The sequence below is a fragment of the Sphingobium sp. 3R8 genome (genome assembly GCF_020166615.1).
Lineage (GTDB): Bacteria > Pseudomonadota > Alphaproteobacteria > Sphingomonadales > Sphingomonadaceae > Sphingobium > Sphingobium bisphenolicum.
In genome coordinates this window covers 68258-90796 of sequence record NZ_JAIQXR010000003.1, presented here as the reverse complement: position 1 = coordinate 90796, position 22539 = coordinate 68258, and the positions used below count along the sequence as shown (strand labels likewise).

19 protein-coding genes and 2 riboswitches are annotated in these 22539 nt (G+C 65.5%); of the genes, 16 read left to right on the top strand and 3 right to left on the bottom strand.

What is annotated here, in order from left to right; translation table 11 throughout:
* Positions 1–3: 3 nt before the first annotated feature.
* Positions 4–118, bottom strand: a riboswitch (cobalamin riboswitch).
* A gap of 2 nt (positions 119–120) precedes the next feature.
* The 4 genes from K9B33_RS03930 to cobO all read left to right on the top strand — a co-directional run bounded on the left by K9B33_RS03930 (position 121) and on the right by cobO (position 6658).
* Positions 121–717: a histidine phosphatase family protein gene (locus tag K9B33_RS03930; protein ID WP_224546843.1), complete on the top strand. Its 597-nt coding sequence runs from the start codon at positions 121–123 to the stop codon at positions 715–717.
* Positions 718–780: 63 nt separating this feature from the next.
* Positions 781–1034, top strand: a riboswitch (cobalamin riboswitch).
* A gap of 259 nt (positions 1035–1293) precedes the next feature.
* On the top strand, positions 1294–2328 hold the full coding sequence (gene cobW / locus K9B33_RS03925) for a cobalamin biosynthesis protein CobW (protein WP_224546842.1): 1035 nt from the start codon (positions 1294–1296) through the stop codon (positions 2326–2328).
* Positions 2328–6047, top strand: coding sequence for a cobaltochelatase subunit CobN (gene cobN, locus K9B33_RS03920; RefSeq protein WP_224546841.1), 3720 nt, complete (start codon positions 2328–2330; stop codon positions 6045–6047). The genes cobW and cobN overlap by 1 nt, the downstream gene beginning before the upstream one ends.
* 2 nt (positions 6048–6049) lie before the next feature.
* Entirely contained in the window at positions 6050–6658 is a 609-nt protein-coding gene (gene cobO / locus K9B33_RS03915; RefSeq protein ID WP_224546840.1) for a cob(I)yrinic acid a,c-diamide adenosyltransferase, read from the top strand.
* Here the strand turns inward: cobO and K9B33_RS03910 are convergent.
* Entirely contained in the window at positions 6655–7518 is an 864-nt protein-coding gene (locus K9B33_RS03910; protein WP_224546839.1) for an ABC transporter substrate-binding protein, read from the bottom strand. The two genes, cobO and K9B33_RS03910, sit on opposite strands and share 4 nt — an antisense overlap.
* A gap of 131 nt (positions 7519–7649) precedes the next feature.
* On the opposite strand from K9B33_RS03910, the gene K9B33_RS03905 reads away from it, so the two are divergent.
* The gene (locus K9B33_RS03905; protein WP_411973986.1) at positions 7650–8600 is read left to right on the top strand and encodes a FecCD family ABC transporter permease; all 951 of its coding nucleotides are present in this window, start codon (positions 7650–7652) and stop codon (positions 8598–8600) included.
* Here K9B33_RS03905 and K9B33_RS03900 read toward each other — a convergent pair.
* A complete protein-coding gene (locus K9B33_RS03900) occupies positions 8592–10130 on the bottom strand; it encodes an acyl-CoA synthetase (protein WP_224546837.1) in 1539 nt (512 codons plus the stop codon). The two genes, K9B33_RS03905 and K9B33_RS03900, sit on opposite strands and share 9 nt — an antisense overlap.
* A gap of 346 nt (positions 10131–10476) precedes the next feature.
* Between K9B33_RS03900 and K9B33_RS03895 the strand changes: the two genes are divergently transcribed.
* The 11 genes from K9B33_RS03895 (at position 10477) to K9B33_RS03845 (ending at position 21491) form a co-directional block, all read left to right on the top strand.
* Positions 10477–11238 (top strand): SDR family NAD(P)-dependent oxidoreductase, encoded by a 762-nt coding sequence (locus K9B33_RS03895; RefSeq protein ID WP_224546836.1) that lies wholly within the window; start codon positions 10477–10479, stop codon positions 11236–11238.
* Positions 11235–12014: an enoyl-CoA hydratase-related protein gene (locus K9B33_RS03890; protein ID WP_224546835.1), complete on the top strand. Its 780-nt coding sequence runs from the start codon at positions 11235–11237 to the stop codon at positions 12012–12014. The genes K9B33_RS03895 and K9B33_RS03890 overlap by 4 nt, the downstream gene beginning before the upstream one ends.
* Before the next feature lie 197 nt (positions 12015–12211).
* Positions 12212–13081 (top strand): helix-turn-helix transcriptional regulator, encoded by an 870-nt coding sequence (locus K9B33_RS03885; RefSeq protein WP_224546834.1) that lies wholly within the window; start codon positions 12212–12214, stop codon positions 13079–13081.
* A gap of 176 nt (positions 13082–13257) precedes the next feature.
* A complete protein-coding gene (locus K9B33_RS03880) occupies positions 13258–15516 on the top strand; it encodes a TonB-dependent receptor (RefSeq protein WP_224546833.1) in 2259 nt (752 codons plus the stop codon).
* Between the two features lie 16 nt (positions 15517–15532).
* Positions 15533–16762, top strand: coding sequence for a cytochrome P450 (locus tag K9B33_RS03875; RefSeq protein WP_224546832.1), 1230 nt, complete (start codon positions 15533–15535; stop codon positions 16760–16762).
* Entirely contained in the window at positions 16759–17079 is a 321-nt protein-coding gene (locus tag K9B33_RS03870) for a hypothetical protein (protein WP_224546831.1), read from the top strand. Before K9B33_RS03875 ends, K9B33_RS03870 begins: the two co-directional genes overlap by 4 nt.
* Entirely contained in the window at positions 17076–17654 is a 579-nt protein-coding gene (locus K9B33_RS23130; RefSeq protein WP_224546830.1) for a helix-turn-helix transcriptional regulator, read from the top strand. The genes K9B33_RS03870 and K9B33_RS23130 overlap by 4 nt, the downstream gene beginning before the upstream one ends.
* Entirely contained in the window at positions 17651–19132 is a 1482-nt protein-coding gene (locus K9B33_RS03860) for an aldehyde dehydrogenase family protein (protein ID WP_224546829.1), read from the top strand. Before K9B33_RS23130 ends, K9B33_RS03860 begins: the two co-directional genes overlap by 4 nt.
* A complete protein-coding gene (locus K9B33_RS03855; RefSeq protein ID WP_224546827.1) occupies positions 19129–19551 on the top strand; it encodes a GFA family protein in 423 nt (140 codons plus the stop codon). Before K9B33_RS03860 ends, K9B33_RS03855 begins: the two co-directional genes overlap by 4 nt.
* A complete protein-coding gene (locus K9B33_RS03850) occupies positions 19548–20351 on the top strand; it encodes an SDR family NAD(P)-dependent oxidoreductase (protein ID WP_224546825.1) in 804 nt (267 codons plus the stop codon). Before K9B33_RS03855 ends, K9B33_RS03850 begins: the two co-directional genes overlap by 4 nt.
* A 33-nt stretch (positions 20352–20384) precedes the next feature.
* Positions 20385–21491: an NAD(P)-dependent alcohol dehydrogenase gene (locus K9B33_RS03845; RefSeq protein WP_263499469.1), complete on the top strand. Its 1107-nt coding sequence runs from the start codon at positions 20385–20387 to the stop codon at positions 21489–21491.
* A 349-nt stretch (positions 21492–21840) separates the two neighbouring features.
* Here the strand turns inward: K9B33_RS03845 and K9B33_RS03840 are convergent, their stop codons facing one another.
* Positions 21841–22536: a spermidine synthase gene (locus K9B33_RS03840; RefSeq protein ID WP_224546821.1), complete on the bottom strand. Its 696-nt coding sequence runs from the start codon at positions 22534–22536 to the stop codon at positions 21841–21843.
* Positions 22537–22539 lie beyond the last annotated feature (3 nt).

Here is a 22539-nt window from a genome sequence, read left to right as displayed (position 1 = left end):
AGATAATATGTCCAAGAAGAAGGTCTGGCTCTCGACCTTGTACGTCGATAACAGTGGCGCGACCGCGCCGGAATCTCACCGGCTTCTTCTTCCTGATGCCCGCGCTGTTTAGGGTGCGCGATGGCGCGACGTCAACATCTCCCGGAGGTTCCGCTGGCTACATCCCTCCTTCTCCTATGCGCGGCGTCCACGCCGTCCAGCCGGATCGGCGGCTTTCCGGCGCTGGACGAGGGCCTGGACGCACGCGGCGCGCATGATGCCGCCGCCTGCCGCCTGCCGCCGGGTTTCGACAACCATGTCCTTTGCAGCCCGTCCCGCGCCGCCGCGCAGACTGCCCAGGCGATGGGGCTGGACGCCTCGGTCGAGGTGGCGCTGGTGGACATGGATGCCGGGCGCTGGACGGGCCGGTCGTTTGCGGACCTTTCTGCCGCCGAACCGGCCGCCCTGTCCGACTGGATCGCCGATCCGACGCAGGGCACCGCGGATGGTGAGACCATGGAATCGGTGCGACAGCGGGTAGGCGGCTGGCTGGACGGAATGGCGCAGTCGCCCGGATGCGTCTGCGCCATCAGCCATGCCATGACGATCCGCGCCGCCTTGGCGCACGCGCTGGGCTTTCCGCTCGTGACGACGCCTGCCATCGACATTGCGCCGCTATCCGCCGTTCGCCTGTCCTTCAACCGCATCTGGCGGCTTCAGGCGATCGCACCGCACTGAGGGCTTGCGGACGGCCCCGGCAGCCGGTATCGCCGACCGCATCCGGGGAGCCGCAAGCCCCCTTCGATGACTGATCGCGCCGGTTCCCCGCAAGGGGATTAAAATGGGAAGGCGGTGCGGGTGGCAGTCCCTCGACGAGGGCGCTCATCCAAATCCGCAGCTGTCCCTGCAACTGTAAGCGGCGAGCGCGATGCACATCGCTCCCTTTCCAGGGGAGCAGCCACTGGGCCGGACGCTAAATCCTGCGAGGCCTGGGAAGGCGTGCATTAAGCGATGACCCGCGAGCCAGGAGACCTGCCGGCGTCTGGTCGCTCTTGCTTTGGTCCAGGGGATGGCCGGGGCACGGTGAACGCCGTCTGAGCGACGAACCCATGTGGCTGGGGCCGCATCGGTGCGCGCTGACGGGCTCCATGCGCCTGCTCGTCGCCGCGCATCGACCGTTCGTTCGCGTCCGGCACGCCCCCGCCCGAGATATCGCTCAGGTGCAGCGGGGGTAGACATGGCCATTATCAGGCTCGGCGATGCCGATCGCCCCTTCGCGCGCATGAATCCCATGGCGCTTGAAGGAGAAGAAGCGTGAGCAAGATCCCGACCACCGTCATCACAGGCTTTCTGGGGGCGGGCAAGACGACGTTGATCCGGCACCTGCTGCACAATGCCAAGGGCCGCAGGCTGGCGCTGATCGTCAACGAGTTCGGCGATGTCGGCGTGGACGGCGCGCTGCTGCGCGGATGCAATGACGAGGCGTGCCCGGAGGACGATATCGTCGAACTGGCCAATGGCTGCATCTGCTGCACCGTGGCCGACGATTTCCTGCCGACCATGCTCAAGCTGCTCGACCGCGCCAATCCGCCAGACCATATCATCATCGAAACGTCCGGCCTGGCGCTGCCCAAGCCGCTGGTGAAGGCGTTCCAGTGGCCCGAAATCCGCACCCGCGCGACCGTGGATGGCGTCGTGGCGCTGATCGACGCCGATGCGGTCGCCGCCGGGCGCTTCGCCGCCGACGAAGCCGCGCTGGCGCTGGCGCGGGCGGCCGACCCCTCGCTCGACCATGACAGTCCGCTGGAGGAACTATACGAAGACCAGCTCGCCTGCGCGGACCTCGTCATCCTCAACAAGGCCGACATGGTCGATGCTGACGCGCTGACCCGGATCGAGGGCGACATAGGCAAGGATATCCGTAGTGGGGTGAAGATCGTGCGGACCGATCATGGCGCGATCGATGCCGGCGTCCTGCTCGGCCTGTTCGCCGAAGCGGAAGAGGATATCGACGCGCGGCCATCGCACCATGACGGCGACCCCGATCATGACCATGACGATTTCGACAGCTTCGTCGTCACCGGCGGCGAGATTGCGGGCGTGGATGCGCTGGTGCAGGCCATGGCCCCGTTGATCGAGGCGCATGATATCCTGCGCATCAAGGGCATGGTCGCCGTCGCCGGGCGCCCGGCACGGTTGGTCGTCCAGGCGGTCGGTCCCCGCATCCAGCATTATTTCGACCGCGCCTGGAAAGCGGAGGAGTCGCGCCTGTCACAACTGGTGGTGATCGGGCAGAAGGGGCTGAATCAGGCCGCCATCGACAGCGCCCTTCGCGCGGCCTTCGCCTGATGCATTTGCTGGCCGCTACGCCGGGAACCGTCTCCAATGGCGAGGAGGCGATCGACCTCGATCAATCGCCGGGCGAGATCGTGTTCCTGACCGTGGCGGACAGCGAGCTGGCCTGTTTCGCCCAGGCGGCGGCCCTGCTGGGTGAGGATGCGCCGTCGATCCGGCTGGTCAACCTGCTCCAGCTCAAACATCCCTATTCGGTCGATCTCTACGTCGAAAAGGTGATCGCCCATGCGCGTTTCGTGTGCGTGGTGCTGCTGGGGGGCAAGGCCTATTGGTCCTATGGCGTCGACGAGATCGCACGGGTGGCGCGCGAAAAGGGGATTGCCTTCGCCGCGATCGCTGACGGGCGCGAACCCGATCCGTCGCTCGATGCCGCCGCGACGCTGCCGGTGGCGGTCAGCGAACGGCTCCGCGACTATCTGCGGCAGGGCGGCGTCGCCAATGCGGTCGGCTTCCTGCGCCATGCCGCGCGGCTGATCGGCGCGGATATCGGCGTGCCGGACGATCCGGTGCCGGTCGCCGACGCCGGTCTCTATCTGGCGGGTATGGAACGGCCTACGCTGGACGATGTGCGGACAGGATGGCGCGCGGGACAGCCCGTCGCGCTCCTCTGCTTCTATCGCGCGCTGATGATCGCCGGTACGCTCGATGCCGTCGATGCGCTCGTCGCCGCGCTGAAGGGACGCGGGCTGAACGTCGTCACCGTCCATGTGCGGGCGCTGCGCGAGCCGTTCGCGATCGACTGGCTGCGCGGCCTGATCGCTGAAATCCGGCCCGACATCATCCTGAACGCCACCGCCTTCGCCGCTTCCTCGCCGGGCGACCGGCGGACGCCGTCGGTCCTCGAAACCGCGGATTGTCCGATTCTCCAGACCGTGTTTGCGGGGGTCGAACAGGCGAACTGGGCCGACAGTCCGCGCGGCCTTGGCCCCCGCGACCTGGCGATGAACGTCGCCCTGCCCGAGATTGACGGCCGCCTGTTCACCCGCGCTGTCGCCTTCAAGGCGGCCGAGCGTTTCGATGCCCGGACCCAATGCGGCATCGTGGTGCCGCGCGTTGCCCCCGATCGCGTCGCTTTCGTCGCCGATCTTGCCGCCAATTGGGCGGCATTGCGGCGCACGCCCGCATCGAATCGGCGTGTTGCGCTCATTCTCGCCAATTATCCCAATCGCGACGGTCGGCTGGGCAATGGCGTCGGCCTCGACACGCCGGCCAGCGCGGCCGCCATTCTCGCCGCCCTGCGCGAAGCGGGCTATCATGTCGGCGATGCGCCCCTGGACGGCGCGGGGCTGATGGCGATCCTGCTCGGCGGCGTCACCAACGCCCGCGCGTCGCTGGATCGCCTGCCCGAAGTCCGCCTGCCGGTCGGCGATTATAGCCTATGGTTCGACGCGCTGCCCGCGTCGATACGTGGCGCGGTGACGGCGCGATGGGGCGCGCCTGCCGACGATCCCTTCGTGCGCGACGACGCCTTTCATCTGCCCGCCCATCGCTTCGGCCATATCGTCGTCGCAGTGCAGCCCGCGCGCGGGTATAATATCGATCCCAAGACCAGCTATCATGACCCGGCGCTGGTCCCGCCGCATGGCTATCTGGCCTTTCATTTCTGGCTGAACCAGGATTTCGGCGCGCAGGCGGTCGTCCATGTCGGCAAGCATGGCAATCTGGAATGGCTGCCGGGCAAGGCGCTGGCCCTGTCCGACACCTGCTTCCCGGAAATCTGCGCCGGGCCGGTGCCGCAACTCTATCCTTTCATCGTCAACGATCCGGGCGAAGGAACGCAGGCGAAGCGCCGCATCGGCGCGGCGATCATCGATCATCTCACCCCGCCGCTGACGCGCGCGGAAAGCTATGGCCCGTTGAAGGCGCTCGAAGCGCTGGTCGACGAATATTATCTCGCCGCCGGCATGGACCCGCGCCGCATCCAGCATCTGAAAGCCGAGATTCTCGATCTTGCCCGGTCGCAGGGACTGGACGCCGATGCCGGGGCCGTCGGGGATGGCGATGACGCGCTCGCGGCTCTCGACAATTATTTATGCGAATTGAAGGAGATGCAGATACGCGACGGGCTGCACATCTTCATGCGATCGCCGACCGGCCGGTTGCGCACGGACTTGCTCATCGCCCTGTCCCGCACCCCGCGCGGCTATGACGAGGCGGGCCAGGCGTCGCTGCTCCGCGCCTTGGCCGACGATCTGGGCCTTGGCTTCGATCCGCTCGATTGCCGGATGGGCGACGGCTGGACCGGTCCCCGACCGGCCGTGCTGGCAGCGGTGGGCGATGCGCCCTGGCGCAGCCATGGCGACACGATCGAACGGCTCGAACTGCTGGCCGTCGCGCTGGTCGAGGGTGCGACAGCGCCCGGCCCAGCGTCGCAGGCCGTCATGCGGTCGCTGCGGCACGATCTCGCCAGCCGCGTGGACCGTTGCGGCCCCGCCGAAAAGGCTGCGTTGCTGGCTGGCCTGGACGGGCGTTTCCTATTGCCCGGTCCCTCCGGCGCGCCCACGCGCGGGCGCCCCGACGTGCTGCCGACCGGCCGCAACTTCTATTCGGTCGACACCCGGTCCGTGCCGACCGCCACGGCATGGGAGCTTGGCCGCCGCTCGGCGCAACTGCTGGTGGACGATTATCTCCAGCGCGAAGGCGAATATCCAAGGGCCATGGCGTTGTCCGCCTGGGGCACGGCCAATATGCGCACCGGCGGCGACGACATCGCCCAGGCCCTGGCGCTGATGGGCGTGCGGCCGCGCTGGGACTGGACGTCGGGCCGCGTGATCGGTTTCGAGGTGATGAAGATCGCCGAACTCAACCGCCCGCGCGTCGATGTCACCTTCCGCGTCTCCGGCTTCTTCCGCGATGCTTTCCCCGAACAGATCGACCTGCTCGATTCCGCAGCGCGCGCCGTAATGGCGCTGGACGAGCCGGACGAGGACAATCCCGCCGCCGCCCGCCACCGCCGTGAGACCGCGCAACTGATCGACGCCGGCCATGACGCGAAGGCGGCCGCCCGGCGCGCGGGCTTTCGCGTGTTCGGATCGAAGCCGGGCGCCTATGGCGCGGGCCTTCAGGCGATGATCGACGAGAAAATCTGGCACGACCGCGCCGATCTCGCCAACGTCTATCTCGACTGGGGCGGCTATGCCTATGGGGCAGGGGCGGAGGGCGACGTTGCGCGCGACCTGTTCGCCACGCGGCTGGCCCAGGCCGACGCCGTGGTGCAGAACCAGGACAATCGCGAGCATGACCTGCTCGACAGCGACGATTATTACCAGTTCGAGGGCGGCGTCGCGTCCGCCGTCGAGCATCTGTCGGGCAAGCGGCCGCGCGCCTATCATAACGACCATAGCCGCCCCGAACGCCCTGTCGTCCGCACGCTGGAGGACGAGATCGGCCGGGTGGTCCGCGCCCGCGTCACCAATCCCAAATGGATCGCGGGCGTGATGCGCCACGGGTACAAGGGCGCGTTCGAGATCGCCGCGTCGGTCGACTATCTGTTCGCCTTCGCCGCCACGACCCATGCCGTGCGCGATCATCATTTCGACGCAGTCCATGCCGCCTTCATCGAGGATGAAGCCGTGCGTGCCTTCCTGGCGGAGGCCAATCCGGCCGCGCTGCGCGAAACCGCGGCGCGCCTGGCCGAAGCGCTGGAGCGCGGCATGTGGAAACCCAGATCGAACAGCGCGGGCCTGTTGCTCGCCCAGCTTGCAGGAGGATGACGATGGCCGAACGGACAGACGAACAACATGCGCAGAAGATGAAGAAGAAGCAGGCCGCGCACGACCGGATCGTGGCGGGCAAGACGGTCGAAAAGGGCCTGCTGATCGTTCACACCGGCAAGGGGAAGGGCAAGACGACCGCGGCGCTGGGCATGGTGGTGCGCGCCATCGGCCATGGCAAGAAGGTCGGCGTGGTCCAGTTCGTGAAGGGGGCGATGGAGACGGGCGAGAAGGCCGTGTTCGATCGTTTTCCCGATCAGGTCGAATTCATGGCTATGGGCGACGGCTTCACCTGGGATACGCAGAACCGGGCGCAAGACATTGTTTCGGCAGGCAAAGCCTGGGATCAGGTCAAGCGCATGATCGCCGACCCGGCCTATCATCTGGTGCTGGCCGACGAACTCAATATCGTCCTGCGCTACGATTATCTCCCCCTCGACGAGGTGCTGGCGGTTCTCAAGGCCAGGTCGGAGATGAAGCATGTCATCGTCACCGGCCGCAACGCGCCCGAAGCGCTGGTCGAAGCCGCCGATCTGGTGACGGAGATGACGCTGGTGAAACATCCGTTCCGCGAACAGGGCGTCAAGGCGCAGCCCGGCATCGAATTTTAAAGCCGATGGTCGATCTGGTTCACCAGGCTGCGAACGGCATCGACATAGGCCGGCCCGCCACAGACGGTCCAGGCCTGGGGCAGGCGCAGCCGCTTGATGTCCTTCAACAGCGGGTGGCGCAACATCTCCGTACCCAGATCGACCACATGTTCGGAGCCGCTTTCGATCAGCAGATAGTCGGGCTGGGCGACCATCAACTCTTCGAGCGTGAGTTGCGACAGGACCGGCTTGCCGAGCTTGCCGGCCAGATTGACCAGCCCGGCGCGGGTCATCAGGTCGTCGATCAGCGTGCCCGTCCCGGTCAGGAAACCGCGCCGCTGATAATAGGCCGCGACGCCGGACCGGCGGGGACGGGCGATGGCGGCGAGATCCCGGTCCATCCCCGCGATCAGCGCCTCGCCGCGATCGACATGGCCGACCGCCTTTGCGACGGCGCGGATTTGCGTGACGATGCCGGTGTAGCTGCCGGCGGGCTTCAGATCGAGGGTATGATAATGTGCGCCCGACAGCGCCGCCATCATCCCGCCGCGCCTGGCCGGCGCGCCGATCACCAGATCGGGATCGATGGCCAGAACTTCTTCCGCGGAACCTGTCAGGATGGGCAGGCCGCGCGTTTGCGCCGCGGCTGCGGACATGGCCGCATTGTTAGCGTTCCGGGTCAGACCCGCAATCTGCGCGCGATCGGCCAGCGCGATCAGATATTGGTCTGCACACAGGTTCAGCGACACGATCCGCTGCGGTGCGGCGGTGTCCCCGGTTCGCGATGCGGGCGCCGAACCAGCCAGAAGACTGCCCGCCGCCAGCGCGAACAAAATCGCCGCCAGTGCGGCGGACGAGGATTTCCTTAGTCCCAGTATCATAGCCGCCCCATGACTTACACGACCCCGGGACACAAGCGTGACGGGGACCACCGATCCACTGCGAGGTGCCATTGTCCAACTTCCACCCGTTCGACGCGCGGCGGCGCGTGCTACTGCTCATTCTCCTGGTCTTGACGATCCTGGCCGGCATCGCCTCGCTGGGCGTGGGATCGGCGGCCATCGATCCGGCGCGGCTGCTGGCGGCAGCGACCGGCCATGGCGACCGGATCGCGACCGCGATCCTGTTCACCCTGCGGCTGCCACGCGTCTTGCTCAGCCTGGCCGTGGGCGGGATGCTCGGCCTCGCAGGCGCAGCGTTGCAGGGTTATTTGCGCAACCCGCTGGCCGAACCGTCGGTGCTGGGCGCATCCAACGCCGCGGCGCTGGGGGCGGTCGGCGCCCTCTATTTCGGGCTGTCCGAACTGCATATCCTGCTTCTGCCATTGCTGGCGATCGGGTCCGGCCTGCTCGCCCTGCTGCTGCTGTTCGCCTTGGCGGGGCGCGCCGAAAGCCCGCTCAGCCTCATTCTCGCCGGCATCGCGATCTCTGCGCTGGCGAGCGCGGGCATCAGCCTCGCCCTCAACCTGTCTGAAAATCCCTTCGCCGCCATGGAGATCACCGCCTGGCTGCTCGGATCGATCGAGAACCGATCGGTCGAGCACGTCTGGATCGCGCTGCCCTGCATCGCCTGCGGCGCGGTGCTGCTCCTGCTCGACTCCCGCGCACTTGATGCCCTGACACTGGGGGAGGAGGGTGCGCAGGCGCTCGGCGTCAACCTGCAGCGCACCCGGTTGCGCCTGTTGCTGGGCGTCGGCATCGGTGTCGGCGGCGCAGTGGCGGTCGCCGGCTCGATCGGCTTTGTCGGGCTGATCGTGCCTCATCTGGTGCGGCCGCTGACCGATCGCAGCCCCTCGTCGATCCTGCTGCCCTCATTGCTGGCGGGGGCGGCACTGCTGACGCTGGCGGACATCGCGGTGCGCCTGATCCCGACCTATAATGAACTTAAGCTCGGTGTCCTCACCGCCTTCCTCGGCGTCCCCGTTTTCCTCCTGCATCTGGTGCGGGCACGGCGGCTATGGTGACGCCGTCCTGGCCTGTCGCCGATATTCGGCAACCAGTTTGGCCTTGAGCAATTTGCCCGTGGGTTCGCGAGGAAGCTGATCGCGGAAATCGAATCGCCGCGGTGTCTTCACGCCACCCAGCGCCTTGCGGACATAGGTCGTCAACTCGCTGGACAGGCTGTTATCGCCGGTCACGCCCGGCGCGGGCTGGACGACCGCGATCACCATCTCGCCCAGATCCTCGTTCGGTTCGCCGATGACCGCCACGTCCGCGACCTTGGGGTGGGTGATCAGGGAATTTTCGATTTCCTGCGGATAGATGTTAACACCACCCGATATGATCATGAAATTCCTGCGGTCGGTCAGATAGAGATAGCCGTCCGCATCGACATGGCCGATGTCCCCCAGCGTTGCCCAACCCCGGCTATTATAGGCCTTGGCGGTCTTGTCCGGGTCATTATGATATTCGAAGCGCGGGCCGTCGGCGAAATAGACGTCGCCCGTTTCGCCGGGAGGCAGTTCCCGACCCGCGGCATCGAGGATCTTGACCGTCCCCAATATCGCTCGCCCGACCGATCCCGGGCGTTCCAGCCATTCGGCGGACGACAGGGCGGTGATACCGCAGGTTTCCGTGCCGGAATAATATTCATGCACGATCGGTCCCCACCAATCGATCATCGCCTGTTTCACCGGCACCGGGCAGGGGGCTGCGGCGTGGATGACCGCCACCAGCGAGCCGCTGTCATAGCGCCCCCGCACCGCCTCCGGCAGTTTGAGCAAGCGGATCAGGTGGGTGGGCACCCAAGTCGCATGGGTGATGCGATAGTCCTGGATATGGGCAAGCGCAGCCTCCGCATCGAAGCGGTCCATCAGGACCACGGTGCCGCCGAAGCGCTGCACCGTCATCGCCCAGCGCAGGGGCGCCGCATGATAAAGGGGGGAAGTGGACAGATAGATCATGTCCTCATCCATGGCGTAAAGGGTGCGCCCCATGGCGACGAGCGGAATTTCCGCGTCCAGCGGCCCGTCGGGCAGGGTCGGTTTCACGCCTTTGGGACGGCCGGTCGTGCCGGAAGAATAGAGCATCTCCGTGCCTGCGCTTTCGTCGGCGATCGCCGTGGCGGGGCAAGCGGCGCAGGCCGCGATCCAGCCGGGAAGGCCGCCCGCCTCGCCATGGACGCTGTAGGCCGCAAGCGCAGGCCTGGCCGCAAGCGCCTGCTGCGCGAGCGGCGCGAGTGAATCGGAAACGATCAGCAGCCGGGCGTCGGAATCCGTGATGATATAGTCGAGATCGTCGGCGCTGAGCTTGGTCGAGATGCTGGTGAGATAGAGACCTGCGCGCTGCGCGGCCCAGGCAATGGGAAACACCGCCATTTCATTGTTCAGCATCACCGCGATCACATCGCCCCGCTGCAAGCCGAGTCGCCGCAACATATGCGCGCAGCGGTTCGATGCCGCGTCGAGCGCCCGATAGCGCAGCACCTTGCCCGTTTCGGCCATGATGCAGGCAGGCTTGTCGGGATATGCAAGGGCATGGTGCATGGGGTGCATGGATGTCGGCCTCTCCTGTCGGGCGCGACCGCCCTTCGGGAGTCCGCTGCCTCGCTATGGCGCCGTCGAGCTGTCGCCTTCCGTGCGTCTGTCGAACGTGAAAAGCCGTATCGTGCCGCGGGAGGCAAGCGATGCGCAAGAAATGTCAAAAAGCAGAACATCTCTGTGTAAAGCCTGCAGAGCGCGCTTCGACTAAACCGCCAGACAAGCCAGCGACCATCAAGGTCCGAAGGAGGAGAGATTTTGCGATATCCGGCACAGCCAGGCGCGACCGTCGCCCCCACCGCTAGATACGTCATTACATATGCAGCATCCCCGCTCCATAAGGCCGGAAGAGAGATGTCCCATGCTGATTGAAGGGCTGGCAGCGATCGTGACCGGCGGTGCTTCCGGGCTGGGCGGCGGCGCCGCCGCAATGCTCGCACGCGCCGGCGCCAGGGTCACCATCTTCGATCTCAACGCCGACTTGGGCCAAGCCCATGCCAAGGCGATCGGCGGGCGGAGCATTGCCCTGGATGTTGCCGACGAGCCTGCTGTCGAAGCAGCGCTGGACCAGGCCGAATCCTGGCATGGCAAGGCCCGTATCCTTGTGAATTGCGCGGGTATCGGCGCGCCGGAAAAGATCATCGATCGCAACGGCAAGGCGATGTCGCTCGCCCATTTCAGTAAGATATTGACGGTCAACCTGGCGGGCAGTTTCAACGTCCTGTCCAAATTCGCCGCGCGCATCCATGATGCCGATGCGTTGGGGGAGGAACGCGGCGTGATCGTCAACACCGCCAGCGTCGCGGCCTATGATGGCCAGATCGGTCAGGCGGCCTATGCCGCATCGAAAGGCGGCATCGTCGGCATGACATTGCCGATCGCGCGCGAATTCGCCCGCCACGGCATTCGCGTGATGACGATCGCGCCGGGTATATTCTGGACCCCGCAACTCGCGACGTTGCCGCAAGAAACGCTGGATTCACTGGGACGCCAGGTGCCCTTTCCCAATCGCCTGGGGCAGCCGGAAGAATTTGCCGCGCTCGTCGAGCATATCATCGGCAACCCGATGCTCAACGGGGAAGTGATCCGGCTGGACGGCGCGATCCGGATGGCGGCGAAATGACCCGGATGGACTATATCCGCGTGGAGCGGGAAGGCCCGCTGACGATCATCACGATCAACCGCCCAGCATCACACAATGCGCTCAATACGGCAGCCCATGAAGAATTGGCCGCGGCATTCGACGATTTCGCCGCCGATGACGACCAATGGGTGGCCATCATCACCGGCGCCGGGGAAAAGGCCTTTTGCGCCGGGCACGACCTGAAGCAGCAGGCGTCGGGTGGCGGCATGGCAACGCCGCCGAGCGGCTTTGCCGGGCTGACCGCCCGGTTCGACCTGAACAAGCCGGTGATCGCGGCGGTCAACGGCGTGGCGATGGGCGGCGGGTTCGAAATCGCGCTGGCCTGCGACATTGTCGTCGCGTCCACCCATGCCATGTTCGCGCTGCCCGAAACGCGGGTGGGGATTGCGGCGCTGGCGGGCGGGCTGCATCGCCTGCCGCGCGCGATCGGGCTGCACCATGCGATGGGCATGGTTTTAACGGGCCGCCGGGTAAGTGCGCGAGAAGGCGCGGCGCTGGGTTTCGTCAACGAGGTCGCGGAAGGCGACGTCATGGACGTGGCCCGGCGCTGGGCGGCCGAGATACTGGCCTGCAGCCCGCTGTCGGTGCAGGCGACCAAGGAGGCGGTGCGCAAGGGTCTGACCGAGCCGGTGGACAAGGCGATCGTCGCGCAGTGGGATTATCCCGCCATGCGGCGGATGCTGGCGTCGCAGGACCATGTCGAGGGACCGCTGGCCTTCGCCGAAAAGCGCGCGCCGCGCTGGACCGGGCGATAGCGTGACGGGAAGAGCGACGCGTCGGCCGCGCGTGGCAGGGGCGGCCTGCATGGCGCGCGCCTCTCGTGCCGATGCGCCGATTTTCGCGGTTTCCTCCCTTCGCCTCTTGTGCGCGGCCGTCATGCTCTCCATCCTTTGATGGCGACCGGCCGCCTCCATCGGCAGATATCGATCGCATGGTGAGAGGAACAGGGATCGTGCACCAGCAGAAGTGGCACGCCGAGGCGATCATCGCCGATACGCTGAAGCGGGAACCGGAGGTCAAGCTTGCGTCCAGCGACGGCGCCTGGCGGTTCAGCCGCTGGCGCCAGTTTGTGGGCAGCTATACCCTGCCGGCGCTGCCCGATCCGATGTTCGTCGTCCAGTTGGCGGGCAAGACCAATGTACGAACCTGGGAGCGGGACGGGTGGAGCGAGACCGCTTCCTATCCCGGCGCCGCGACGATCGTGCCCGCGACCATGGCGACGCGCTGGCTGGTCGATGGCGAACTGGACGTCGTGACGCTCAGCATCGATTCCGGGGATTTGCGGGCTGCGTCGGTGTTCGACCAGTTTTCCCGGATGCGCTTCGCCTTTTCCGATCCGTTGGGGGCTGCCCTGGCGCGGCAGATACTGGCCGAACTCTATCGCCCCGCATCGGGCGCGCGCGACATATATGTGTCGGCGATGATCGACGCGCTCAAGGCGCATATGCTGCGCGGTCCGGCCACCACCGCGAGCAGTGGGTTTCCGACCTCGGCCTTTTCCTCCTATCGCATCCATCATGTGATGAATGCGGTGGCCGAACGTCCCGAAGCGGAGCATAGCCTGGAGGACATGGCGGCGCAGGCGGGCATCACGCCGTCCCATTTCTGTCGCGTCTTCAAACGCGCGACGGGCATGAGCCCGCATCAATATGTGCTCAAGGCCCGGCTGGAGCGGGCGCAGCAGATGCTGAGCCAGTCGGAGACGCCGATGAGCCAGATCGCCGACATGCTCGGCTTTACCAGTCAGAGCCATTTCAACCGCGCTTTTCGCAATTTTGCCGGGGAAACGCCCTCAAGCTTCCGCAAGCGCCGGCTCGACTGAGCGATATTGCGGGGCGGCCACCACATGATCCGTTGGCTTGCGCATTGTTGCGCGCGCCGTTGCGCAAGAAATGTAAAAAACGAGAGCAGGTCCGTGTAAAGCCTTCCGACCTCCAATCCCCTAGACCGAATGCACAACTTCGGCGGCAAAAAAGGCCGACAGATAAGGGAGAGGTTATGGAATTTCGATTTGCGAGGCACATGTTCGTCGGCGCGTTGATGTGCGGCGCTGCGGCCCCGGCTCTGGCACAGGAAGCGAACACGTCGGGTGCGGCGACAGCCGCATCGCAGGCCGATGGCGGCGGAATTGCCGACATTGTCGTCACCGCGCAGCGCCGGTCGCAATCATTGCTGTCGGTCCCGCTCGCCATCTCCGCACTGAGCGACGAAACGCTGGCCACCAAGGGGATCAGTAATTCCGCGGCGCTGGCGACCGCGGTACCCAATTTGCAGGTCAGCAGCCCCTATGGCAGCACCCAGCCCAATTTCTCGCTGCGCGGCATCAGCGTAGCCAATGAATTCAACGCCAATCAGGCGTCGCCAGTCGGCGTTTACATCGATGACGTCTATATCGCCGCGCGCACCAGTCACGGCATGGGCCTGTTCGATCTCGACCGCGTCGAAGTGCTGCGCGGGCCACAGGGGACGCTGTTCGGTCGCAATACCACCGGCGGCGCGATCAACTTCATCACCAAGGGGCCGAAGCTCAAAGGGACGGAAGGCTATCTGGAGGCCGGCTACGGCAATTTCGCCACCTTCAAGGTGCAGGGTGCGGTCGAAACCACGATGGTCGAGGACGAACTGGGCATCCGCATCGCGGGCAATTATGAAAAGGGCGACGGCCAGTTCCACAATGTGGCGCCGGGCGGGCGCGATCCCGGCGGCGTGGACACCTGGCAGGGGCGGGCATCGCTGCGCATCCGGCCCGGCAACGGCCCGCTGGACATCAAAATCCGCGCCTATGCCGGCCAGAATCGCGGCACCGAAGCGGGTATCCACGGGCTCGAGCCATTCCGCACGGGCCTTGGCTTCTTCGAAGTGAATGAAAGCCGTGTCGGTGAAAACCAGACCGACGCCTGGGGCGTCGCGGCGAATATCAGCCTGGAACTGAGCGACACCGTGACGTTGACCTCGATCACTTCCTATGATGGCGGCAAGCAGAACCTCCAGCAATCCTCGGATGGCGCCCCGATAGACGTGCTCAACATCAACTGGCGGTCGACGTTCCGCCAGTTCAGCGAGGAAGCCCGGCTCAACTATGAATCGGACAAGCTCAAGCTGGTCGGCGGCGTGTTCTACGGCTGGGACCGGATCGTCACCGACAACAGCTTCTATATCGGCAGCGCTCTGGCGCCGGGCGTCGATGGCGGCTTCTTCCAGCATTACCGCCAGACCCGCCGTTCCTATGCCGCCTTCCTTCAGGGCGACTATAATCTGACCGACAAGCTGATCCTGACGCTGGGCGCGCGCTATACCGCCGATCGTGGTCGCTATGACGACGGCTATGCCTATCTGTTCGCGGGCAGCGTCACCGATCCGCAAACGCCGATCGCGACGACGGTTCCCTGCGCCGGCGCGCCGGGCAGTTGCGCCTATGATCCTGCCGCGATCTTCAACCTCAAGGGGCGCAACAATGCGCTGACCGGCCGCGTGGCGCTCAGCTACACGTTCGACAATGGCCTGCTTGTCTATGCCAGCTATAATCGCGGCTATCGTTCGGGCGCCTTCAACGGCGGCAGCTATACCTCCTCGTCGGGGATCAACTATGTCGATCCCGAACGGGTCAACGCCTATGAACTGGGCCTGAAAGGGCGCGCGCTGAACAATCGCATGACCTTCTCGGCCGCGGGCTTCTATTATGACTATACGAACCAGCAGGTGCAGGACCTGCGCGCCGGGCCGGTCAACATTCTGGTCAATGCGCCCAAAGCGGAAGTATATGGCGGCGAGGTCGAAGCGAGCCTGCGGATCATATCCGCGCTGACGCTCAACGCGTCGGCCGGCTATCTCCATGCCCGGTACAAGGAACTGGCGCTGCAGGGCGTCAATCTCGCGGGCAACGACCTGCCGTTCGCGCCACACTGGACGGCGCAGGCGGGCATCGACTGGAAGATCATCGATGCCGGCAGCGATACCGTCACCTTCTCGCCGACGATCAATTATTTCAGCCGCCAATATTTCTCGCCCTTCAACAGCGAGAATGCGCCAGGCACCGGCCAGATCAATTCCGAACTGCAACAGGACGGCTATGCCAAGGTCAACGCCAGCCTGATCTGGGTGCATGACAATCTCCAGCTCCGCGGCTGGATCAACAACGCCTTCAATCGAAAGGTCTATGCCTATGGGCTGGACCTGCGCGGCGCCGGCTTCCCCTATAATTTCCTCGTTCCGTCCACGCCGCGTACCTATGGCGTGACCGCGCGGGTGAGCTTCTAAGAGGGAGCGCAGCGCCATGACCGCCACCACTGGTCCCGATCTCAAGAACCCCGACCTCTATCTCGACCGGGCGCCGCACGAGGTGTTCGCCCGGCTCCGGCGGGACCAGCCGGTCTATTGGAACCCGGAGGCGGACAGCAGCGGTTTCTGGGCGCTGACCCGCTATGCCGATATCGTCGAGGTGTCGAAGCGGCCCGATCTCTTTTCGTCGGCCCATGACAATGGCGGGCACCGGATCTTCAACGAGAATGAGGTCGGCCTGACCGGCGCGGGAGAGACTGCGATCGGTGTGCCGTTCATCTCGCTCGATCCGCCGGTGCACACCCAATATCGCAAATTCATCATGCCCGCCGTCGCGCCGGGGCGGCTGGCGGGCATAGAGGAACGGATCACGGCGCGATGCGAGGCGCTGCTGGACAAGATCGCACTGGATGAGCCGGTCGATCTCGTCCCGCTGCTGTCGGCGCCGCTGCCGCTGCTGACGCTGACCGAGTTGCTCGACCTGCCGCCGGACATGTGGATCAAGCTGTATCACTGGACCAATGCTTTCGTCGGCGAGGATGATCCCGAGTTCCGCCAGTCGCCGGAGGCCATGGCGGCGGTGATGGGCGAGTTCATGGCCTTTGCCCAGCAGCTCTTCACCGATCGGCGCGCGACGCCGGGGACCGACATCGCCACCCTGCTGGCCACGATGCAGGTCAATGGCGTGCCGGTGACCTTCAACGAATTTCTGGGCAACCTCATCCTGACGCTGGTCGGGGCCAATGAAACGACGCGCAATTCGCTCAGTCACTCGATCGTCGCCTTTTCCGACAATCCCGACCAGTGGGATCGCATCCGCGAGGACCGTGAGCTGTTGAAGAACGGCGTGCGCGAGATGGTCCGCTATGCCAGTCCCGTCATGCACATGCGGCGCACGGCCATGGCTGATGTGGAGATTGGCGGGCAGGCGATCCGCCGGGGGCAGAAGGTCGTGATGTGGTATATCGCCGCCAATCGCGACGAGGCGGTGTTCGCCGATCCCGACCGCTTCGACATCGGCCGGGGTAATATCCAGCATCTGGCGTTCGGCAGCGGCCAGCATGTGTGCGTCGGATCGCGCCTGGCTGAAATGCAGTTGCGGGTGGCGTTCGGACTGCTGGCGGGACGAGTCCGCCGCTTCGAGGTGACCGGCCCACCGCGCCGTTTCCGCTCCAATTTCATCAATGGCCTCAAGAATCTCGATACCCGGCTGGTATCCGCATGACCGCGTGGATGCCTCCCCGCAACAAGGTGGGCACGAACGAGAGCATCATCATCGATGCGCTCGGACGGATGCCGGACATCCAGCTTGGCTCGGACGATGATGGCTGGCAATTATGTCGTTGGCGCCAGTTCGTGGGCACCTATACCCTACCGGCGCTGCCCGATCCGGTCTTCACCGTCCATATCGCCGGCAAGCCGCAGGTGAAGACCTGGGATCGCGACGGGTGGAGCGAACTGAGTTCCATGCCCGGCTGTGCCACGATCGTTCCTTCGGGGCAGGAAACCGGTTGGCTGGTCGATGGCGAACTGGATGCGTGACGCTCAGCGTCTCGTCCCATATCCTCAAGGCCGCACCCGCCGCAGACCAGTTCCGGCGGCTGCGCTTCGCCTTCACCGACCCGCTGGGGGTAGCGCTGACGCGGCAAGTGCTGGCGGAACTTTACGCCCCGCCATCGCCCGCGCGCGACATCTATGTCGGCGCCATGGTCAATGCGTTGAAGGCGCACATGCTGCGCGGACCGATTTCGGCGAGCGGCGATGATATCCCGACCGCCGCCTTCTCCGCCTATCGCCTGCATCACGTCATGAACGCGGTCCAGCAACGGCCCCAGGCCAGTCACAGCCTGGAGGAAATGGCGGCGCAGGCCGGCATTACCCCGTCGCATTTCTGCCGCGTGTTTCGCAAAGCGGCGGGCATGTCGCCCCATCAATATGTGATGAAGACCCGGCTCGACCGGGCGCGGCAGATGCTGACCCAGTCGGACATGGGGCTGGCGACGATCGCCGAATTTCTCGGCTTCACCAACCAGAGCCATTTTACGCGCGCCTTTCGTCAATATGCCGGCGAAACCCCCAGCGACTTCCGCAAGCGCGGACGGGAGATGATGCAATGACGATGCAAGCGGGGACGATGCAGGCGGGCTTTGCCGGGCTGAACCTGCCCGACCTGCAGCTGCGGGCCGGGGACGACATACTGCCGGTAACGAGGCTGGCGGCGGATGAAGATCCCTGCACCGGTCAGGCCTTTGCCGATATTCCGGTCGCCAGCGACGCTGATGTCGATGCAATCGTCGCGGCGGCGAAGGCGGCGCTGCGCGACCCGGCCTGGCGCGATCTGGTTCCGTTGGCGCGCGAGCGGTTGCTACACCGCTTCGCCGACGCGATCGAGGCCGACATCCAGCGCCTTGCCGCTCTGGAATCGCTCGATACGGGCAAGCCGGTCGCGATTGCCGAAGCCGTCGATATTCCCGCCGCCGTGGCATGGCTGCGCACCTATGCCGGATGGCCGAGCAAGCTTGCGGGCAGGGCCGGGACGCTCGCCGCGACACCGGGTGGCTATCATGTCTATACGCGACGCGAACCGATCGGCGTCGTAGCGGCGATCACGCCATGGAATTTTCCGATCGTGCTCGCCATGTGGAAAATCGCGCCGGCTTTGGCGGCGGGATGCACGCTGGTCCTGAAACCGGCGCCGGAAACGCCGCTGTCGGCGCTGCGTCTGGCCGAGATCGCCCGCGAAGTGGGATTTCCGCCCGGCGTATTCTCGGTCGCCACGGGCGACGGCCGCACCGGCGCGGCGCTGGCCGGCCACCCGGATGTCGCGAAGGTCGCCTTCACCGGCTCCACCGCCACCGGGCAGGCGATCCTGGCCGCATCGGTCCCCGCCATCAAGCGGGTCACGCTGGAGCTGGGCGGCAAGTCGCCCTCGATCATCTGCGCCGACGCCGACCTGTCGCTCGCCATCCCCCAGGCGGCGATGGGCTGTTTCTTCAACACGGGACAGGTCTGCTATGCGGGCACGCGGCTCTACGTTCATCGCTCCGTTTACGATCAGGCGCTCGAAGGGATCGCGCAGGTCGGCGCGGCGCAGAGGATCGGGCCGAGCGGCGATCGCGCGAGCCAGCTTGGCCCGCTCATCAGCGCCCGGCAGCATGACAAGGTCAGCGGCTTCGTCGACCGCGCCCACCGCGCCGGAATCGAACGGGTAGGGGGCGACATCGCTCTTCCCGAGCAAGGGCATTATTTTGCGCCGACCGTCCTGCGCGACGTATCCCCCGATGCCGAGGCCGCCCGCGAGGAAATATTCGGCCCGGTGCTGGCCGCAACGCCGTTCGACGATCTGGATGAGGCGATCGCGCTGGCCAATGACAGCGCCTATGGCCTCGCCGCGCATGTCTGGACCCGCGACCTGGCGACCGCCCATAGCGCCGCCGCGCGGATCGAGGCGGGGACGGTCTTCATCAACTGCATCATGGTCGCCGACCCTGCCTTTCCCTTTGGCGGGTTCAAGCAATCGGGCCTTGGCCGGGAGAATGGAATGGAAGTGCTGGACGCCTATCTGGAACCCAAGTCGGTGGTGGTGGCGCTATGAGCGGGCCTCTGTCCCATGGCCGCTGCCTGTGCGGCCAGGTTCGCTACAGCTTCACCGGCGCGCCACTGCTGACCGCGGTCTGCCATTGTCGTCATTGCCAGCGGCAGGGCGCCAGCGCCTTTTCGGTCGTCGTCGCGGTGCCGGCCGATTCTTTCACGCAACAGGGCGAGACGAAGGTCTTCGCCGACACCGGCGACAGCGGTCAGGCCGTCGCGCGGCATTTCTGCCCCACATGCGGATCGCCGATCGCCTCGATCGCCGATGCCTTGCCGGGACTGGTGCTCATCAAGGCCGGCACGCTGGACGATTTCGACCGGCATGTCCCTGTCATGGAAGTCTATTGCGACAGTCGCGTGCCATGGTTGCCGACAATGCCCGACGCGCAGCAATTCCCCGGATCGAATATCGGAGTAGAGTGAGTGAGCCAGCCCCTATTTGCCTGGACGGCAAGATCGCCCTCGTCACCGGCGCCGCATCCGGCATAGGCCGGGGCACCGCCCAGCTGCTCCATGCGCTGGGCGCCACCCTCGTCCTGACCGATATCGACGACGCCAGCCTGGCGCAGACGGCGTCGATGCTGGGGGACGACGTGGTGACGCTGCATCATGACGTGTCGAGCGAGGCCGACTGGGCGGCTGTGTTCGCGGCAGTGGAGGCGAAACATGGCCGGATCGACATATTGGTCAACAATGCCGGCATCATGATCGCCCGGCCCTTTGCCGAAGCGGGAATCGACCTGCTTCGCAAACAGCAGCGGGTCAATGTCGACAGCGTCTATCCGGGCATGCAGGGTGTGTTGCCGCTGATGCGCGCGGCCCTGACGCAAGGCGCGAGTACGACCGCGATCATCAATGTTTCGTCCATTTATGGCAAGGTCGGCGGCGCGGAATATGCGGCCTATAGCGCGACCAAGGGCGCGGTGCGCGCGCTGTCCAAGGCGGTCGCAACCGAGCTGGCGGCGACCGGCATTCGCGTCAATACCGTGTTGCCGGGGCCGGTCGCGACCAACCTCAGCGCCGACTGGGAGCCGCCGCGCGATGCGGACGGCATCCTCATCCCGCCGGAGCAGGCGCTGGCCGCCTGGTCACGGCTGATCCCGATGGGCCGGCTGGGCACGGCCGAGGACATCGCGCCGTTGATCGCCTTTCTCGCCAGCGATGCGGCGGGTTTCATCACCGGATCGGAATTTATCGCCGACGGCGGCTATACGGCCGCCTGATCGCGCACGGAAAGGACAGGGCCGGTGGACATCATGGCGGCGATCGCGCGCGAAGCGCACGGGGATTTCTCGGTCGAAACGGTGCAGATCGAGACGCCCCGGCCCAATGAGGTACGGGTACGGATCGCTGGGGTCGGCTTGTGCCACACCGACCTCGTCGCGCGCGACCAGTTCATTCCGATCCCGCTGCCCGCCGTGCTTGGCCACGAGGGCGCGGGCATCGTTGAGGCGATCGGTTCTGCCGTAACGAAGGTGCAGGTCGGCGACGCCGTCGTCATCGGCTTCAGCAGTTGCGGCCATTGCGCCCGCTGCGGCGAGCATCTGCCGTCCTATTGTCGCGACTTCCCCATGCTCAACTACACCGGCGCGCGTCCTGACGGCAGTTCCGGCCTCAGCCTTGGCGAGCAACGCCTGTCCGCCAGCTTCTTTGGCCAATCTTCCTTCGCCAGCCACGCCCTGGCCCATGAGCGCAATGTCGTGCGCGTCGATGCACAGGGGATCGCGCTCGAAACCCTCGGTCCGCTCGCCTGCGGCCTGCAGACGGGCGCGGGCGCCGTCATGCGATCCATGGCCTGCCCGCCGGGAAGCAGCATCGCGATCTTCGGCGGCGGTCCGGTCGGGCTGGCGGCGGTGATGGCGGCCGTCATTCGCGCGTGCGCGACCATCATTCTGGTCGAGCCGATCGCGAGCCGCCGCGCCATGGCGCTGGAGCTGGGCGCGACCCATGTCATCGACCCGGCCAGCGGCCCGGCATCTGAAGACGTGTCCGCGGCGATCCGCGCCATCCTGCCCGATGGCGTGGACTTCGCGCTGGAAACGAGCGGGCGCGAGACGGTGGTCGAAGCGGCACTCGCCAGTCTCGCCAGCCACGCCATGCTGGGACTGGTCGGTGTTCCGCCCCGGCCCGAAAGCAGCATCGCCATCAACCTGGCGTCGGTCATTACCTATGGCCACAGGATCATCGGCATCGTCGAGGGCGACAGCGACCTGGACAGCTTCATCCCGGAACTGCTGGCGCTGCATCGCGCGGGTCGCTTCCCGTTCGACCGCCTGATCGCGACCTTCCCGCTGGCCGAAATCAACGCCGCTGTCGTTGCTCAACATGAGGGCGGCTGCATCAAGGCCGTCCTGCTGCCTTAAGCAGGAGACGCCCCGTCACATCGCCACCCTCGATGCGCTCAGGCACCGATGACCAGCTTGTTTCCGTCGATATTGAGGTTGAGCTGCAATTCTTGCGAATATTCGTCCGACGTCTCGCCAAAGGTGATCGTGAAAAAGTCAATCTCCAGCTGATTGTGGTCGCGTCCGGGGCGAGATGACAGGCGTCTTCCCGGCTGACGGTGGAATTGATGTCATGCGAGGATCAGAAGTGACGGCCCATGTAATGGACAAACAGGGGGAGGGGACGAGAAGCTGCTGTGGCGCGGTGCCGCGCCATCATGGGGACTGATATGGACCAGACGAATAAACGACCATCCCGGTCGTGGCATCATTCCCGTCGGGTCGCAAACCAGATGGTGTGGGTAGCGGGCTCGCCGTCGATCACCACCGCCACATCAACCTCTTCGACATCGAAACGGGCCTGCTCCAGCCTTATGACGAAATCGTCGTCGGGATATGCCGACCATATGGCCAGAATGCCCCTGGGTCGCAACGCCGCATAGGCCGCACGCAACCCCCAGTTGCAATAGAGCCGTTCGTTGGCGATGTGGATCAACCCATCGGGTCCATTGTCGACATCCAGCAGGATCGCATCATATCCGACCGTCTCCTGCACGATGACATCATGGACGTCGCCCATCTTCAGCGACACGCGGTCGTCGGTCAGATAGTCGTGGAACAGGTGGGCCAGCGGCCCTTTCGCCCATTCCACGATCGCCGGGAGGAGTTCGGACACCGTGATGGCGGCAGTCTCCGGGAGCGCTTTGAGCGCTGCCCCCAGCGTAAAGCCCATGCCCAGCCCGCCGATGAGGATGCGGCTGTCGGAATGCGCCAGCCGCTGGCATGTCAAAATGGCCAGTGCCTCTTCGGATTGCCGAACCTGATTGCCCATCAATTCCGTGTCGCGAAAGCGGATCGAATAATCGTCGCCGCGCCGCAACAGGCGCAATGTCCCGCCATCGGGAAGATCGGCCGTGTCGATCAGTTCCACCGGAACTGTCGCAACTTCAGCAGTTATGGCCAAAAA